This is a genomic window from Halopseudomonas pelagia (genome assembly GCF_009497895.1).
In the GTDB taxonomy this organism is placed as follows: Bacteria; Pseudomonadota; Gammaproteobacteria; order Pseudomonadales; family Pseudomonadaceae; genus Halopseudomonas; species Halopseudomonas pelagia_A.
In genome coordinates, this window is record NZ_CP033116.1 from 1,432,699 (window position 1) to 1,448,787 (window position 16,089).

The window sequence follows — 16,089 nt, forward strand, 5'->3', positions numbered from 1 at the left end:
GTGCGCTTCCCGCGCACCGGTGCTTTCATGCAGATGTAGTATTCACTCGGACGCTTCAGGTGCGGGCTTGGGCTTTGGCGCCCACAGCACCTCGGGGGTTTGCTCTTGGCGGGCAATTGTTCGAGCCATGACGAACAGCAGGTCCGACAGCCGATTCAAATAGATAGGTGCCTGCTCGTTGACGGCCTCATGGTTGGCCAGCGTCAGGTAGCGGCGCTCTGCTCGGCGGCAGACGCTGCGTGCCAGATGCGCGGCTGCAACGCAGCGTGAACCCCCAGGCAAAATAAAGTTTTTCAGCGGTTCGAGATCGGCATTGAAATGGTCGATCAACTCTTCCAGCGCCAGCACATCTGCAGCATCGATGATTTCGTAGCCGGGCACAGCCAGTTCACCGCCCAGATCGAATAGCCGGTGCTGTATCGGCCCGAGTACTTCACCGAGCGCGATCAGATGTTGGCCCTGCAGGTCCGCAATCAGCATTCCCAGTTGGCTATTGAGTTCATCCACGCTGCCCATGGCTTCAATACGCGGATGGTCCTTGCCGATGCGACGGCCATCGGCGAGTCCGGTGTCACCGTCGTCGCCGGTCCGGGTATAAAGTTTGCTCAAACGGTAACCCATGATGGTCTGGTCTCGTTGCGGTAGAGGATAAAGACCCAAATGCTAGCGTGAATGAGCCTAGCGGCATAGCTCGCGCTCAGTCGGGGGGCAGGCCAAGCGTTGCCAGATGTGTTTTTAGCGCGCCATGTAGTTGATCCAGCAGCGGCGTGGCAAGGCCGGCCTGGTGCGCTACCTCGCAGGCATAGCCGGTGATGTAGCTGATCTCGGTGCGCCTGCGCGCGTGGATGTCCTGGCGCATGGAGGAACTGTTCACGGCAGTTCGGGTGATGACCTGATCAATGTAATTGCCGAGTTCTGCCCGCGTAACATTCGCACCCTGGCGTTCGAGTAGGCTGTGCAGTTCGTCGATCAAGCGAGGGAATTGCGCGCCGGCACGAGTTGGTACCTGGCCATTGTCACAGTCATACAGCGCCGTGTAGGGGTTGATCGCGCAGTTGACCGCCAGCTTTTGCCAGAGGACCGCGAGGATATCGGTATGCCATTGCCAATTAATAGTTTGCTGATCGATGTGTTTGAGCCACTGGGGGCAGTCAGCGCCACTGGGGTCACCGATCTGGGTCTGGCCCTGGCCGGCCCAGATAACATGGCGTGGGGCTGGCATCCAGGCACCGTCGGTAACGCTTGCATAGAGTACTTGTTGCTGCACGAAAGTCCGCGAGGCCGCTTGCTGGCTGCCCATACCATTCTGCAACATGAGGATCGACGCGTTCTGCTGCAAGCGCTGAGCGACGCTGTGTAGCGCGCTCTGAGCGGAATACGCTTTGGTCGCCAGAATCAAAATATCGATGGGTTCACCGGACTCGTCGGCCAGCTGCGCTTGCAGCGCAATACGGCTACGCTTACTTGCCTGTTCAAACAGAATACTGCTGCCTGCCGCCTTCCAGGCTTGCAGCGCTTGAGCATCACGCAGAATCAGCCGTACATCGGTGCCGGCCTCGGCAAGTCTGGCAGCCCAGAGCAATCCCAGGCTACCACCGCCCAACACGTGAAACACGCTCAAGCCTCGGCTGCGGCCCAGCGGACTTCGGTAACCAAATTGGTTTCGTAAGCGCTGCCCAGTTCTGTTTCTACCGTGGCGAGCAGTTCTTCGGCGCTCGGCAGGGGGTGCTTGTTATCAACGGCACAAAGGGCCATACCTGCGCGCACGCTGAGATAGCCTTCGCTGGTCTTGAACGCTTTGAGATTCAACCCGTCGTGCAGCCGTTTGAAGCTGTTGGGCTTGCAGTCCTGAGGGTCTTCAGCCAGGGTGACAATGGCAAAGTTGGAGTTACCTACACGCGCAATGACGTCGGTAGGGCGCACCAATTGCTGCAAGCGCCGGGCAATTCCGCGCAGCAGCTCCTGCTGTACGCTGTCGCCCAACTTGCGACCCAGCTCTTCAAGATTCTGTACGCCGAGTAACAATACACAGCAAATACCACCCCGTGAGTCCACATTGCGCAGCACATCGTTCAGCCTTTGCAAGGCGTAGCGGCGGTTGCCAAGGGCAGTGAGATTGTCTACCAGATTGTGCTCTTCAAGCTGCGAGTTGTTGTCCGCGAGCATGCGGTTTTCGTCGAGCAGGCGATTGATCAACTGGGAAATCCGGTCAGCGGCGTAGATGCGCGGGAGCAGTTGTTCGTTCATCGCTGACTTGCTGATGAAGTCATCCACGCCCCGATCAAATGCTTCGCTCAGCACGTTGTCACCCTCGCGCGCAGTCAACAGCACTACATAAGTATAGTGACCGCTTTGTTCGTCGGCCTGACGAATGCGTGTGGTCAACTGCAGCCCGTCCATTTCGGGCATCAGCCAATCAGCCACCATAACGCTGGCTGGGCGTTCTTCATGCAATGCCAAGGCGTCCATGGCTGAATTGGCAAAGCGGATATCGGCATAACCAGCGCGCGTCAGGTTATGGCCTATTACCGCACTGCTGAACTTGGTGTCATCCACCACCATGATGCTCAGTTGCGGGTTGGGCATGGCAAGGCTCCAGGTCAGTTGATTAATTACGTTATAATGCCACGAGGATATACTGTTGTTTTGCAATGTATGTCATAAAAATGATGTTTATTTGAGGTATATACATGCCATCTTTTGACGTGGTCTCCGAACTAGACAAGCATGAAGTGACCAACGCGGTCGATAACGCGATGAAAGACCTTGAGCGTCGCTATGACTTGCGCGGCAAGGGGCATTTCGAGTTCAAAGACAAGGAACAGACGGTCCATATGACCGGCGATGCCGAGTTCCAACTGGAACAGATGCTCGAAATTCTCAAGCTCAGTCTGGTCAAGCGCAAGATAGATATCCAGTGTCTGGAAATCAAACCGGCCTTTGCATCAGGCAAGCAGGTCAAGCAGGATGTTGTATTGAAAGAAGGGATCGACAAGGAACTTGCGAAGAAGATCGTTTCTTTGATCAAGGATTCCAAGGCCAAGGTACAGGCCGCCATTCAGGGTGAGCAGGTCCGGGTAACCGGCAAGAAGCGTGACGATTTGCAGGAAGTCATGGCGGTATTACGTGGTGCTGAATTGGACATGCCACTGCAGTTCAATAATTTTCGCGATTGATATACAAGAGGTTTAGCGCATGGATGAGGTGATGGTGCAGTTGGAGGGATTGTCGGAAGCCTGGTTGCCTTTAGTACTGCAATACGGTAGTCAGGTGTTGTTGGCACTGGTGACCTTTGCCATTGGCTGGTGGGTTGTCGGGCGCATTACCTCCGGGGTTCATGTGCTGCTGGAAAAGCGCAATGTGGACCGCACTCTGCACAGCTTTATCGGCACTCTGGTAGGCGTCGGCCTGAAGATTCTGCTGGTGATCAGCGTCGCCGGCATGATTGGTATCGAGACCACCTCGTTCATCGCCTTGATCGGTGCGGCCGGTCTGGCTGTGGGTCTGGCGCTGCAGGGCAGCCTGGCTAACTTTGCTGGCGGCATGCTGATTCTTATCCTCCGGCCGTTCAAGGCAGGCGAGTACATCGAAGCCCAAGGCATTGGTGGCACCGTTGATAGCATCCAGATCTTTTTCACCATACTCAAGACCCCTGACAACAAGACCATCGTGGTGCCTAACGGCAGCCTGTCCAATGGCAATATCATCAACTACTCGCGTCAGCCGACCCGCCGTGTGGATATCAATATCGGCATCGATTATGGCGATGATGTAAGACAAGCCAGACGCATTCTGCTTGGCCTGGCCGAGGCCGACGAGCGGGTGTTTACCGACCCGGCACCGGTGGTCTGGTTGACCGGTCTGGGTGAGAGCTCAGTCGACCTGTCGCTGCGCATGTGGACCAAGACTGATGACTTCTGGGGTGTATTCTGGGAGCTTCAGGAGCTGGCCAAGGAAGAATTCGACAAGGCCGGCATTTCCATTCCTTTCCCCCAGCGCACGCTGCATATGGTGGCAGACCCGGCACCGCGGGAAGCCGAGAAGCAACCCCAGACCTGATCCTCGCACGCAGTTGAAGAAGGCCCGGCATATGCCGGGCCTTTTCGTTCGTGGGGTTGAGAGATATGGGCGTTGGATAACGCGCCGGATCAGTCGATACCCGGGCGCCGCAGGCGGTCCGGATGCGCCATCCGCAGCAACATGAACGCCAGCACAATGGCCGGTAGCCCGGTCAGTGCCGTCAGCATGAAAAAGCCGATCCAGCCTACGTTGGCGGCGAGCAAACCGGTAAAGCCTGCGGCAAACTGGCCGGGCAGAGTCATCAGTGAGCTGAACAGCGCATATTGCGTCGCGGTATAGGCGGTATTGGTCAGGCTCGACAGGTAAGCAATGAACACCGAGATGGCCAACCCGCCGGTGATATTGTCGGCGATGATGGCGACGATCAGGCCGTAGTCCTGCGGGCCGATGTAGGCCAGCCAGGCGAATGCAAGGTTGGTGAGCGGCGCCATAAAGGCTGTAGCGAGCAGAATCGGCGCGATGCCGAAACGCGCGACCAGCACCCCGCCCATGGCAGCGCCAAACAAGGTCATGCCGAGCCCGAAAGCCGCCGCAATATTGGCAATCTGTGCCTTGCTGAAGCCCAGATCCAGGTAGAAGGGGTTAGCCATCACGCCCATAAAGATGTCGCTGATGCGGAAGGTGGCAATAAACGCCAGAATAACCAGAGCCGCCTTGCCATAGCGCTGAAAGAACTCGGCGAAGGGGCAGACCATCGCGCCGATAAACCAGGCCGTCAGGCTGCGGCGCCATCCCGCGTGGCTGGTATGCGCCAGATACTGGCTGACGCGTTCCTCGAACAGCGCGGTGGATTGGGTCACCTGCACCTTGGGTTCAGCGATCATAAAGGTGGTGATGAAACCGACCCCCATCAGCACCGCCATTACCGCGTAAGCGGTGCTCCAGTTTTCCAGCGACGCCAGGTGCAGAGCGCCTGCCCCGGCGGCGAGAATGGCTACGCGGTAACCGGTGACGTAGGTAGCGGCCATCGCGCCTTGCCGGTGTTTGGCTTCGGCCTCGACCCGATAAGCGTCTATCGCCACATCCTGGGAGGCCGAACCAAAAGCAGCCAGCACCGCCCAGAGCGCTACCAATCCCAGATTTTCCCGGGGATCGGTAAAGGCCATGCCCAGCAGGGCGATCGCGATCACAACCTGCGCCAGCAGCATCCAGGAGCGTCGACGCCCCAGCCAACGGCTCAGCAGCGGGATGGGTGCGCGGTCGATCAAGGGTGCCCAGAGCACCTTGATCGAATGGGCAATCCCCACCCAGCTCAAAAAACCGATGGCGGTCAGCTCCACGCCAAGATCACGTAGCCAGGCGCTGAAAGTGCCGCCTACCAGCAGCAACGGCAAGCCGGCGGAGAATCCCAGAAACAGCATGCCGATAACACGCGGGTTGAGATAAACGCGTAAACCTTCACGTTCGGACGCTTGAACCGGAGTCTGGGATAGGTTCGACGAGGATGCGTGCTCGGCGGGCTGATTCTCGTTCATGCTGCTCCTGTAAAATTGGTCAATCCGGCCACCCGAACCTTTTCATGTCCACACGGCGATTGTTGATGATGACACCTTCCGCCATCAGGCGTTGATATTGTTCCTGCCCCGAGGGACTGTCGGCGGAGAGCGACAATTGCCCAACACTATTGAGCACCCGGTGCCACGGAAGCTCGGTGTCGGCTGGCAACTGACCGAGCCAGCGGCCAGCGAGCCTGGCACCGCGCCCCATGCCCGCCAACTTCGCCAGCTGGCCATAGCTGGTCACTCTGCCGGGGGGGATGCTCGCCAACACCTGCCAGAAAACCTCGCGTGTAGCGAGCTTGACCTCTGGTATTCGTTTCTCAGACATGGATAATGTCGCCTTTGTTGTCCAGCCCCTAGTCAAAGGTTTTTTCCGATGTATTGTTTCCGTTTGATTCCCGTTATGGTCGCTTCGCTGTGCCTGTCCGCCAACGCCCTGGCAGATACTCTTTGGCTCAAGAACGGTGATCGTATCACTGGCACGATCGAGTTGCTCGAAGGCGGCAAGCTGATCATGAAGACCGCCATGGCTGGCAACCTCAATGTCGATGTGAAGAATATCAAGACATTCGAATCCGATAACCCATTGCTGATCAAGTCGGTGGGCGAGGCTGAGCGGGCTCTGGCGGTAACGGCCGCAGAAGAGGGCGCGATCATGGTCGTCAACGGTGAGCCGGAACCGGTCAGGATGGAGATCAGCTCTATTGAGCAGATGCTTGAGCCGCAGCCGCTGATCGAAGACTGGGTGTGGGAGGGCAACGCCACGGCTGCGCTGGATATCAAGGACACGGATACCGAGCAACGTGACCTGGATATGGCTTTTGACACGCGCGCCCGTCACGGTGACTGGCGCCATGTGCTGGGTGGCGAGTTCGAGCGCGATTACCGTGACGATGTGAAAAGCCGCCATCTTTGGCAGACCGATTATGATCTGAGCTGGTTTTTCGACGAACAATGGTTCTGGCAGACCAGCGCCAGCTATCAGCGCGATCATGTCAGTGAAGTAAAACGCCGCAAACAGTTGGGTATGGGCCCTGGCTACGAGTGGTGGAATAACGCATTGGGCCGCTTCGAAACCTCGACACGGATCGACCATGTACGCCTGGAGAATCGTGACGGTACCGAAGACATATTCAACGCCCTGGGCGTCGAATGGGATCTGCGTCGCTTTATCTACGGCAAGCGCTTCGAATTCCTGCATAACGCTGAAACGCTGTTTCCGGATGATCCATCAATCAATTTCGTAGTGGATGCGGAGGTCGGAGTGCGCTACCTGCTGAACAGCTGGGCATCGCTGAGCCTCTTGGCCGAGTGGGACTATCTGGATGGCAACAACGATCAGAGCATCAACGACAAGCGCTATCGCTTTGGTCTAGGGGTTAGTTGGTAAGTTAGCTGCTAAGCAGTTTGGGAAAACAACGGGTAAGAAGGCGCCAGGCCTTCTTACCACGCTGGCTAGTGCAGTAGCTCAGAGACGAATGCCGCCGTCCAGTTCCAGAATCCGACCAGTGTAATAGTCGTTTTCAAACAGATAAGCAGCCGAATGAGCGATCTCTTCTGGCTTGCCCATACGTTTCAGCGGAATACCCGAGGTCATTTTTTCCAGCGCCTCGGGCTTCATTCCGGCCGTCATTTCCGTTTCGATAAAGCCTGGGGCAATTCCCGCTACGCGAATGCCGTGGCGTGCCAGCTCCTTGCCCCACACTACGGTCATTGCGGCAACGCCAGCCTTGGCTGCCGAGTAGTTGGACTGACCGATGTTGCCGGCGCGAGAAATCGAGGAAATATTGATGATCAGGCCTTTGTTCCCCAGCTCGATCATTTTCGCTGCGACTTCACGGGTGCCCAGGAACACGCCGGTCAGATTGACATCGATCACCGATTGCCACTGCGCCAGGCTCATTTTCTGTATCTGGCCATCTTTGGCCTTGACCAGCAGCCCGTCACGCAAGATCCCGGCATTGTTGATCAAGCCGTTGATCGCGCCGAAGTCCTCGGCGACCTGGCTGACCATGCTTTCTACCTGCTCCTCATTGGCGACGTTGCAGATATACGAGCGGGCATCACCACCAGCGCTTTTGCACGCCGCGACGGCTTCGTCCAGGCGTTCCTGGTTGAGGTCGACTAGGGCCAGTCTGGCGCCTTTGCCTGCCAGGTATTCGGCCATGGAGCGCCCCAGGCCCTGACCGCCGCCGGTAATGATGATCACACTGTCTTTTACTTGCATGCTTGGCACTCCTCGAAGCCAATGGGAAAAATAATCCGGCGCAAGCATGCCCGAGTCATGCGCATTTTAGAATACCCGGTAAGCCGTTCTGGTCATTTTTTGAGCGCAAGTCTTGAGCCGAGCCGTGAAACCAACCCTGAACCTTAATCAAAGCTGAAGACCGACAGGATGGGTTGAAACCGAACCATGTCGGACCCATATATTAAATTCAAACTTATTATCCGAGGTTTTCATGCCTTTCATTCGCTTGCTGTTACTAGCCATCCCGTTCATTGAACTGGCTGGTTTGATTATTCTGGGGCAGGCCATTGGCGTTGGCTTAACGCTGTTATGGGTGCTCGGTACCATCGTGGTTGGGGTTCTGGTGATCAAGAGCCAGGGCTGGGTGATGGTCCAGCGTCTGCAAACGCAGATGTCGCAGACCGGCTCGCCGCTGATCGTGCTCAAGTCCGGCATGTGGGGCGTGCTGGCGGGTGTCTTGTTGGTTATTCCCGGCGTGTTGACTGATGCCGCCGCGTTGGTTTGCCTGGTCCTGGCCTGGCGCCACCGCGGCCAGCCGCTTCCTGGTGAGCCTGGCGGCCCCAAGGCCTGGACGCGCGATGGCCACACCGTCATCGAAGGCGAGTGGAAACCGGGTGACGAGGCCGCTCCCCAGCGTGACAAACACATCGACCAACAGTGAAAAAATTTTCGGGGTTCCCTTGAAATTGCCGTTCAGGGCCCCATTAACGCAACACCAGTTTTGACAAGCGCCCGTTTCGGGAGCTGAACGGAACAGTGACGTTGCCTACGGCGCGTCCTTCGGGTCGCAAGACCCTGATTTAACTTGAAACCCCGGCTTGCCGGTATTCACATCACATTGGGAGACTCACAACGATGAAAATTCGTCCGTTACACGACCGCGTAGTCGTTCGTCGCAGCGAAGAAGAAACAAAAACCGCTGGTGGTATCGTTCTGCCTGGCTCAGCCGCAGAAAAGCCGAACACCGGGGTAGTGGTAGCCGTGGGTACCGGCCGTTTGCTGGACAACGGTGAAGTGCGTGCGCTGGCTGTGAAAGAGGGTGACAAAGTCGTATTTGGCCCTTATTCCGGCAGCAGCAGCATCAAGATTGACGGCGAAGATCTGCTGATCATGAGCGAGTCCGAAATTTACGGCGTGCTGGAATCCTGATTACAGGCATTACCCGCACTCTCTGTATGAACTGATTAAAGGAAAGCGAAAATGGCTGCTAAAGAAGTTAAATTCGGTATCTCCGGCCGCAACAAGATGCTGGCTGGTGTCAATATCCTCGCCGACGCGGTAAAAGCCACTCTGGGGCCAAAGGGCCGCAACGTACTGATCGAGCGCAGCTATGGCGCGCCAATCATTACCAAAGACGGCGTAACCGTTGCCAAGGAAATCGAACTGAAAGACAAGTTCGAAAACATGGGCGCACAGCTGGTTAAAGATGTTGCCTCACGCGCCAACGATGACGCAGGTGACGGTACTACTACCGCTACCGTTCTGGCTCAGGCCATCGTTACCGAAGGTCTGAAGTCTGTTGCTGCTGGCATGAATCCAATGGATCTCAAGCGCGGTATCGATAAAGCCACTGCTGCCATCGTCGCCGAGATCAAGACACTGGCCAAGCCCTGTGCCGATTCCAAGGCCATTGCCCAGGTAGGCACCATCTCTGCCAACTCTGACGAATCCATCGGCAAGATCATTGCTGAAGCCATGGATCGCGTTGGCAAGGAAGGCGTTATCACGGTTGAAGAAGGTTCCGGTCTGGACAACGAGCTGTCAGTGGTCGAAGGCATGCAGTTTGACCGGGGCTACCTGTCTCCTTACTTCGTCAACAAGCCTGAGACCATGTCTGCCGAGTTGGATAACCCGTATATCCTGCTGGTCGACAAGAAAATCTCCAACATCCGCGAAATGCTGCCGACTCTGGAAGCCGTTGCCAAAGCTGGCCGTCCGCTGATGATCGTGGCTGAAGATGTTGAAGGCGAAGCGCTGGCTACTCTGGTTGTGAACAACATGCGCGGTATCGTCAAAGTTGCCGCCGTCAAGGCGCCTGGCTTTGGTGATCGTCGCAAGGCCATGCTGCAGGATATCGCTATCCTCACCGGTGGTACCGTGATTAGCGAAGAAGTCGGCCTAAGCCTGGAAAACACCACTCTTGAGCACCTGGGTCAAGCCAAGAGCGTTCAGATCAACAAGGACAACACTACCGTTATCGACGGTGCTGGTGCCAAGGTTGATATCGAATCGCGCGTTGGTCAGATCCGCAAGCAGGTTGAAGACACCACCTCCGATTACGATCGCGAGAAGCTGCAAGAGCGTCTGGCCAAACTGGCTGGCGGTGTTGCGGTTATCAAGGTTGGTGCTGCTACCGAAGTGGAAATGAAAGAGAAGAAGCACCGCGTTGAAGACGCTCTGCACGCTACTCGCGCTGCGGTTGAAGAGGGTGTTGTACCTGGCGGCGGTGTTGCCCTGGTACGTGCTCTGCAGGCGATCGACGGCATGACCGGCGATAACGACGACCAAACCGTTGGTATCAATCTGTTGCGTCGCGCTGTGGAAGCACCTTTCCGCCAGATCGTCACCAACGCTGGCGACGAAGCCTCTGTTGTGCTGGACAAGGTCAAGGCCGGTCAGGGCAACTATGGCTACAACGCCGCGACTGGCGAATACGGCGACATGATCGAGATGGGTATCCTGGATCCCGCCAAGGTCACTCGCAGTGCCTTGCAGGCAGCAGCTTCGGTTGCCAGCCTGATGATCACCACCGAGGCGATGATTGCCGAGTTGCCGGAAGACAAGCCCGCAATGCCTGATATGGGCGGCATGGGTGGTATGGGTGGCATGGGCGGCATGATGTAATTGCAGTCCCTGTAACCAAAAGCCCGGCCTCGCAAGAGGTCGGGCTTTTTTATTGCCTGTCTGTTCTGTTTCAGCGGATAAAGCGATTATGAACAAGAGCTCCGTGTAAGCGTTTTCCTACAGCTCGCGTAAGCTATATCGGCAATGTGCTGTGCGTGGAATGGCAATTGGCCCTGTTTTTATAGTTAACCTGTTGTTTTAAAAAGGTGTCATCTTTTTTACGATTAGTTCCCCTCAGTTTCGCGGGGCTTGTGCGGGAAACGTAACCAGATATTATGTGTCTAAGCGTTAAGGAAAACGCCGTTCGGCAGGAAGCTGAACTCAGGGAGGGATCAGGACGATAAAGTCAGGATGACTTGGACAAGGATGCCAAATAAGGAATGAAGAGTGGGCGGGCTATCCCGCCCCTTTTTTTGCCTGAAATTTATCGATTTTCAAATGTATTGTCGCGCAGCATTAAACCATCTGCAATAAAAAGGCCGGCGCGTGGCCAGCCTCTCTATGAGCAAGTTCTTACCTGAACGCCTAGCGCTCCAGATATTGCAACTTGTCCGGGACACCATCCCATTCTTCGGCATCGCTCAGCGCTTCTTTCTTCTCGGCAATGTTCGGCCATACTTCCGCCAGTTCGGCGTTCAGCTCGGTGAATTCCTGCATGTCTTCCGGGACTTCGTCTTCCGAGAAGATAGCATTAGCGGGGCATTCCGGCTCGCAGAGCGCGCAGTCGATACATTCATCCGGGTGAATTACCAGGAAATTGGGGCCTTCATAAAAGCAGTCGACAGGGCAGACCTCAACGCAATCGGTGTACTTGCATTTGATGCAGTTGTCGGTAACAACAAAAGTCATGGTCGGGTCTCCATCCGAATCAGGCGGTCGCAAATATGGCGCGAAATATGGCGCGTAGTCTAGCAGTTTTTCCAGGCCGGTACAGGCTGGCATTAATAATTGCCGATGTTGTCGGCTGTTAGTAGTGGGTTAATGCAAATAGCTATTATTTACTGATATCACGCATGTTCGGACTTCCATTGATATAACAGTTCGAGGGCCTGGCGGGGCGTTAATTCATCCGGCTTCAAACCGCGCAATATATCCACCATCGGATGCGCAGCGCTGGCGAACAGATCATTTTGCAGGGGAATGTGCGGGGCTTTGCCGCTAGTGCTCGCCTGTTGGCTCAGACTCTGTTGCTCGAGCTGCGCCAGGTGTTCGCGAGCGCGGTCGATAACCGGTTTGGGTACGCCGGCAAGTTGTGCCACCTGCAGCCCGTAGCTCTGGCTGGCAGGCCCTGGCAGCACACTGTGCAGGAACACGATGCGTTCATTGTGCTCGGTGGCATTCAGGTGAACGTTGGCGACGCCCGGATCGGTGTCGGCCAGACTGGTCAGTTCGAAATAGTGGGTCGCAAACAGGCTGAAGGCGCGGATCTGACCCAGGTACTCGGCTGCAGACCAGGCCAGCGACAGGCCGTCGAAGGTGCTGGTGCCGCGACCAACTTCGTCCATCAGTACCAGGCTGGCATCGGTAGCGTTGTGCAGGATATTGGCCGTTTCACTCATCTCGACCATGAAGGTCGAACGCCCGCCGGCCAGGTCGTCACTGGAGCCAATACGAGTGAAAATGCGATCGACCAGCGACAGCTCCGCTGCCTGAGCGGGCACATAGCTGCCGATATGCGCTAGCAACACGATCAGCGCGGTCTGGCGCATGTAGGTCGATTTACCGCCCATGTTCGGGCCAGTGATGATCAGCATCCGCGTATCTGGATCGAGCAGCAGGTCGTTAGCCACAAAGGGACCGTCCAGCACCTGTTCCACCACCGGGTGGCGGCCTTGCTGGATGTGCATCTGCGAGCCCTCGATAAACTGCGGGCGGCAATAATCCAGCGTGCTGGCGCGCTCACTCAGGGTAGCCAGCACATCCAGTTCGGCGAGGCTGCTGGCGGTGTCTTGCAGCGCAGCAAGGTCTAGGTTGATCCGGTCGATCAGTTCCTCATAAAGCGACTTCTCTCTGGCCAGCGCACGGCTGCGTGCTGACAGGGCCTTGTCTTCAAAGGTTTTCAGTTCCGGCGTGATAAAGCGTTCGGCGCCCTTGAGCGTCTGCCGCCGTATGTAATCCGCCGGGGCCTGGGCCGACTGGCCGCGTGACAGTTCGATAAAGTAGCCATGCACCCGGTTGTAGCCGACCTTCAGGGTGGAGAGACCGGTCCGCTCACGCTCGCGGTTTTCCAGATCGATCAGATACTGGCCGGCGTTCTCGCTGATATTTTGCAGCTCATCGAGTTCTGCATCGTAACCGGGCTTGATCACGCCGCCATCGCGAATCACTGCCGGCGGGTTTTCTATCACCGCTCGTTCAAGTAGCTCGGCCAGTTCTGGGTAGGTGCCGACCTGCTCAGCCAAACGGCGCAGGTGAGCGGTGTCTAACGGCTGCAACGCGGTTTGCAGGCTGGGCAGGGTAGCCAGCGCATCACGCAGGCGTGCCAGATCACGAGGACGCGCTGAGCGCAGCGCAATGCGCGCCAGTATCCGCTCAATGTCGCCAATGCCCTTGAGTACCGGTTGCAGCTCCTCATGGTAGTGCTGTTCCAGCAGTGTGCTGATGCTGCCTTGGCGCGATTGCAATACCGCCATATCGCGCAATGGGCGATTCAGCCAGCGGCACAGCAGGCGGCTACCCATTGCGGTAGCGGTGTGGTCCAGTACATCCAGCAATGTGTTGTCGCGACCGCCGGACAGGTTGCAATCGATTTCCAGATTGCGTCGGCTGGCGCTGTCGATAATGACGCTGTCTTCGAATCGTTCCAGCGTCAGCGCGCGAATATGCGGCAGGGCGGTGCGCTGGGTTTCCTTGGCGTAGCTCATCAGCGCACCGGCGGCGCCCAGGCCCAGCTTCAGATCCTGGCAGCCAAAGCCGACCAGATCCTTGGTGCCGAATTGTTGAGTCAGTGATTTGAATGCACTGTCGCGATCAAACTCCCAGGGCGCGCGGCGACGTACCGCGCGGCGGCGCTCGATCGGCGTGTTGCTTTCCCAGTCATCGGGGATCAGCAGTTCAGCAGGCGCCAAACGCTCCAGTTCGCCGAGCAGGGTTTCCCAGCCAGCCAGCTCCATGACGCAGAAACGCCCGCTGTTGATATCCAGCGTGGCCAGGCCAAAGCCGCGTTCGCTGCCTACCAGGGCTGCCAGCAGGTTGTCGCGCCGTTCATCGAGCAAGGCTTCATCGCTGACCGTGCCGGGGGTAAGTATGCGAACTACCTGGCGTTCTACCGGTCCCTTGCTGGTAGCCGGATCGCCGATCTGTTCGCAGATCGCCACCGACTCGCCGAGCTTGACCAGCCTGGCGAGGTAGCCTTCGGCGGCATGGTAGGGGATACCGGCCATTGGAATGGGTTGCCCACCTGACTGTCCGCGGGCGGTCAGGGTAATATCCAGCAGTCTGGCGGCCTTTTTCGCATCGTCGAAAAACAGCTCGTAGAAATCGCCCATGCGATAGAACAGCAACTGTTCGGGATGATGCTGTTTGAGCCCAAAATATTGTTGCATCATGGGTGTGTGGCTGGCGGATTTCTCGGCGCGGCTCATGCAATTCCCTGGTCTGTGGTAGGCATAGGTATATAGATGGTCGAACAACTGGCCGCCTAGTCTACGCAAAGCGTGGCCAGCTTTTAAGCGCAAAATTAAGAGGTAGATGGCATGTCTCAATATGACCCGTTGATCGACTCCGCTGCGGCCCGCCTGGGTAATGCATTGCGGCGTGAAGGGTTGTTGGTAACGGCGGCGGAATCCTGCACTGGCGGTGGCATTTGTGAGGCCATTACGCGAGTCAGCGGGAGCTCGGCGTGGTTTCACAGCGGTTTTGTCACCTACGCCAATCACAGCAAGGCACGTTGGTTGAACGTTAGCGAAGCAGATCTGGCCGCACATGGCGCGGTCAGCGAGCCGGTGGTCAGAGCCATGGCCCTGGGCGCGCTGGACGCGGCCGAGGCGGATCTGGCAGTAGCGGTCAGCGGTATCGCCGGCCCGGATGGCGGCTCGCCTGACAAGCCAGTAGGTACTGTCTGGTTTGCCTGGACGTCAAAGGGCGGCGAGACGCTGAGCCTGTGCAAGCGATTGCAGGGAAGCCGCCGTGAGGTACGCGCGCAAACCGTACTGCACGCGCTAGAGGGGCTGCTCAAGTTGATCGAACGACGCGCTGTGCGCCAGTCCTCAGGTTAACGAAACAAGGGGTAGGCGGCGGCAAACTTCTGTGGAATAATACTGACCATATATACAGTAGTTTTAGCAGAAGCTATTACCGCAGCTATTACAGACATTATCGTTGACCGAGCGCGCAGGCGCCCGCTACACCAAGAGGATGCACAATGGACGACAACAAGAAGAAGGCGCTTACTGCGGCTTTGAGTCAGATTGAACGTCAGTTTGGCAAGGGCGCGGTGATGCGCATGGGCGACCATGAGCGTATGGCCATCCCGTCGATTTCCACTGGCTCGCTGGGTCTGGATATCGCGCTGGGTCTGGGCGGTCTGCCCAGGGGGCGTGTGGTCGAAATCTACGGCCCGGAATCCTCGGGTAAGACCACGCTGACCTTGTCTGTTATTGCCCAGGCGCAAAAGCAAGGCGCCACCTGCGCCTTCGTCGATGCCGAGCACGCACTCGATCCCGAATACGCGGCCAAATTGGGCGTCAATGTCGATGATTTGCTGGTATCTCAGCCGGACACTGGTGAGCAGGCGCTGGAAATTACCGACATGCTGGTACGCTCCAATGCGGTTGACGTGATCATTATCGACTCGGTTGCTGCTCTGGTGCCCAAGGCTGAAATTGAAGGCGAGATGGGTGACCACCACGTTGGCGTGCAGGCTCGTTTGATGTCCCAAGCGCTGCGCAAGATCACCGGTAACATCAAGAATGCCAACTGTCTGGTGATCTTCATCAACCAGATTCGCATGAAGATCGGCGTGATGTTCGGTAACCCGGAGACCACTACCGGTGGTAACGCGCTGAAATTCTACTCTTCCGTCCGTTTGGACATCCGTCGTACCGGTGCGGTGAAGGAAGGCGATGAGGTAGTCGGCAGTGAAACCCGCGTCAAGGTGGTCAAGAACAAGGTCGCACCGCCGTTCCGCCAGGCCGAGTTCCAGATTCTGTATGGCTCGGGTATCTACCACAATGCCGAGATCATTGACCTAGGTGTGCAGATCGGCGAAATCGAAAAAGCCGGTGCCTGGTACAGCTACAAAGGCAGCAAGATCGGCCAGGGCAAGGCCAACGCCGCCAAATACATGGAAGAGAACCAGGCGATTGCCGACGAAATAGAAAAGGCCATTCGCGATAAATTGCTACCCAAGCCGGCCAACCCCAAGGCCACGGCAGCGGCTGAAGCCAGTGCTGACGCTGCTGCCGAGTAAGCTGTTCA

Annotated in this window: 16 protein-coding genes; 8 read left to right on the forward strand and 8 right to left on the reverse strand. The window is 57.0% G+C overall.

The features are described from left to right. Positions 1–42: 42 nt before the first annotated feature. From EAO82_RS06775 to EAO82_RS06785, 3 genes are all read right to left on the reverse strand, one after another. Entirely contained in the window at positions 43–621 is a 579-nt protein-coding gene (locus EAO82_RS06775) for a cob(I)yrinic acid a,c-diamide adenosyltransferase (RefSeq protein ID WP_096347453.1), read from the reverse strand. 76 nt (positions 622–697) lie between these two features. Next, positions 698–1,615: a 2-dehydropantoate 2-reductase gene (locus EAO82_RS06780; protein WP_231703338.1), complete on the reverse strand. Its 918-nt coding sequence runs from the start codon at positions 1,613–1,615 to the stop codon at positions 698–700. 2 nt (positions 1,616–1,617) lie between these two features. Continuing rightward, complete coding sequence (locus EAO82_RS06785; protein ID WP_096347455.1) at positions 1,618–2,586, reverse strand: response regulator; 969 nt, start codon at positions 2,584–2,586, stop codon at positions 1,618–1,620. Between the two features lie 104 nt (positions 2,587–2,690). On the opposite strand from EAO82_RS06785, the gene EAO82_RS06790 reads away from it, so the two are divergent. After that, on the forward strand, positions 2,691–3,176 hold the full coding sequence (locus EAO82_RS06790; RefSeq protein ID WP_096347456.1) for a YajQ family cyclic di-GMP-binding protein: 486 nt from the start codon (positions 2,691–2,693) through the stop codon (positions 3,174–3,176). Positions 3,177–3,195: 19 nt separating this feature from the next. Next, a complete protein-coding gene (locus EAO82_RS06795) occupies positions 3,196–4,059 on the forward strand; it encodes a mechanosensitive ion channel family protein (protein ID WP_096347457.1) in 864 nt (287 codons plus the stop codon). Between the two features lie 89 nt (positions 4,060–4,148). Here the strand turns inward: EAO82_RS06795 and EAO82_RS06800 are convergent, their stop codons facing one another. Together EAO82_RS06800 and EAO82_RS06805 are read right to left on the reverse strand one after the other, a co-directional pair. Next, positions 4,149–5,555: an AmpG family muropeptide MFS transporter gene (locus tag EAO82_RS06800; RefSeq protein ID WP_143520349.1), complete on the reverse strand. Its 1,407-nt coding sequence runs from the start codon at positions 5,553–5,555 to the stop codon at positions 4,149–4,151. Positions 5,556–5,574: 19 nt separating this feature from the next. Next, positions 5,575–5,907 (reverse strand): MGMT family protein, encoded by a 333-nt coding sequence (locus EAO82_RS06805; protein ID WP_096347458.1) that lies wholly within the window; start codon positions 5,905–5,907, stop codon positions 5,575–5,577. A gap of 48 nt (positions 5,908–5,955) precedes the next feature. Here EAO82_RS06805 and EAO82_RS06810 point away from each other — a divergent pair, with 48 nt between their 5' ends. After that, entirely contained in the window at positions 5,956–6,969 is a 1,014-nt protein-coding gene (locus EAO82_RS06810) for a DUF481 domain-containing protein (RefSeq protein ID WP_096347459.1), read from the forward strand. Positions 6,970–7,047: 78 nt separating this feature from the next. On the opposite strand, the gene EAO82_RS06815 is transcribed toward EAO82_RS06810, so the two are convergent. Beyond that, positions 7,048–7,806, reverse strand: a complete 759-nt coding sequence (locus EAO82_RS06815) for an SDR family oxidoreductase (RefSeq protein WP_096347460.1) — start codon at positions 7,804–7,806, stop codon at positions 7,048–7,050. 232 nt (positions 7,807–8,038) lie between these two features. On the opposite strand from EAO82_RS06815, the gene EAO82_RS06820 reads away from it, so the two are divergent. The 3 genes from EAO82_RS06820 to groL all read left to right on the forward strand — a co-directional run bounded on the left by EAO82_RS06820 (position 8,039) and on the right by groL (position 10,671). Beyond that, positions 8,039–8,488, forward strand: a complete 450-nt coding sequence (locus tag EAO82_RS06820; protein ID WP_096347461.1) for an FxsA family protein — start codon at positions 8,039–8,041, stop codon at positions 8,486–8,488. 194 nt (positions 8,489–8,682) lie between these two features. Beyond that, positions 8,683–8,976: a co-chaperone GroES gene (locus EAO82_RS06825; protein ID WP_022964075.1), complete on the forward strand. Its 294-nt coding sequence runs from the start codon at positions 8,683–8,685 to the stop codon at positions 8,974–8,976. Between the two features lie 51 nt (positions 8,977–9,027). Further along, positions 9,028–10,671, forward strand: a complete 1,644-nt coding sequence (gene groL, locus EAO82_RS06830; RefSeq protein WP_096347462.1) for a chaperonin GroEL — start codon at positions 9,028–9,030, stop codon at positions 10,669–10,671. A gap of 525 nt (positions 10,672–11,196) precedes the next feature. Here the strand turns inward: groL and fdxA are convergent. Further along, positions 11,197–11,520 carry a ferredoxin FdxA gene (gene fdxA, locus EAO82_RS06835; RefSeq protein ID WP_096347463.1) on the reverse strand — a complete coding sequence of 108 codons (324 nt, stop codon included), beginning with the start codon at positions 11,518–11,520 and terminating at the stop codon, positions 11,197–11,199. A 158-nt stretch (positions 11,521–11,678) separates the two neighbouring features. Further along, positions 11,679–14,255: a DNA mismatch repair protein MutS gene (mutS, locus tag EAO82_RS06840; protein WP_231703302.1), complete on the reverse strand. Its 2,577-nt coding sequence runs from the start codon at positions 14,253–14,255 to the stop codon at positions 11,679–11,681. A 111-nt stretch (positions 14,256–14,366) separates the two neighbouring features. Between mutS and EAO82_RS06845 the strand changes: the two genes are divergently transcribed. Continuing rightward, entirely contained in the window at positions 14,367–14,888 is a 522-nt protein-coding gene (locus EAO82_RS06845; protein WP_096347464.1) for a CinA family protein, read from the forward strand. 146 nt (positions 14,889–15,034) lie between these two features. Then, a complete protein-coding gene (recA, locus tag EAO82_RS06850; RefSeq protein ID WP_096347465.1) occupies positions 15,035–16,081 on the forward strand; it encodes a recombinase RecA in 1,047 nt (348 codons plus the stop codon). Positions 16,082–16,089: the final 8 nt, after the last annotated feature.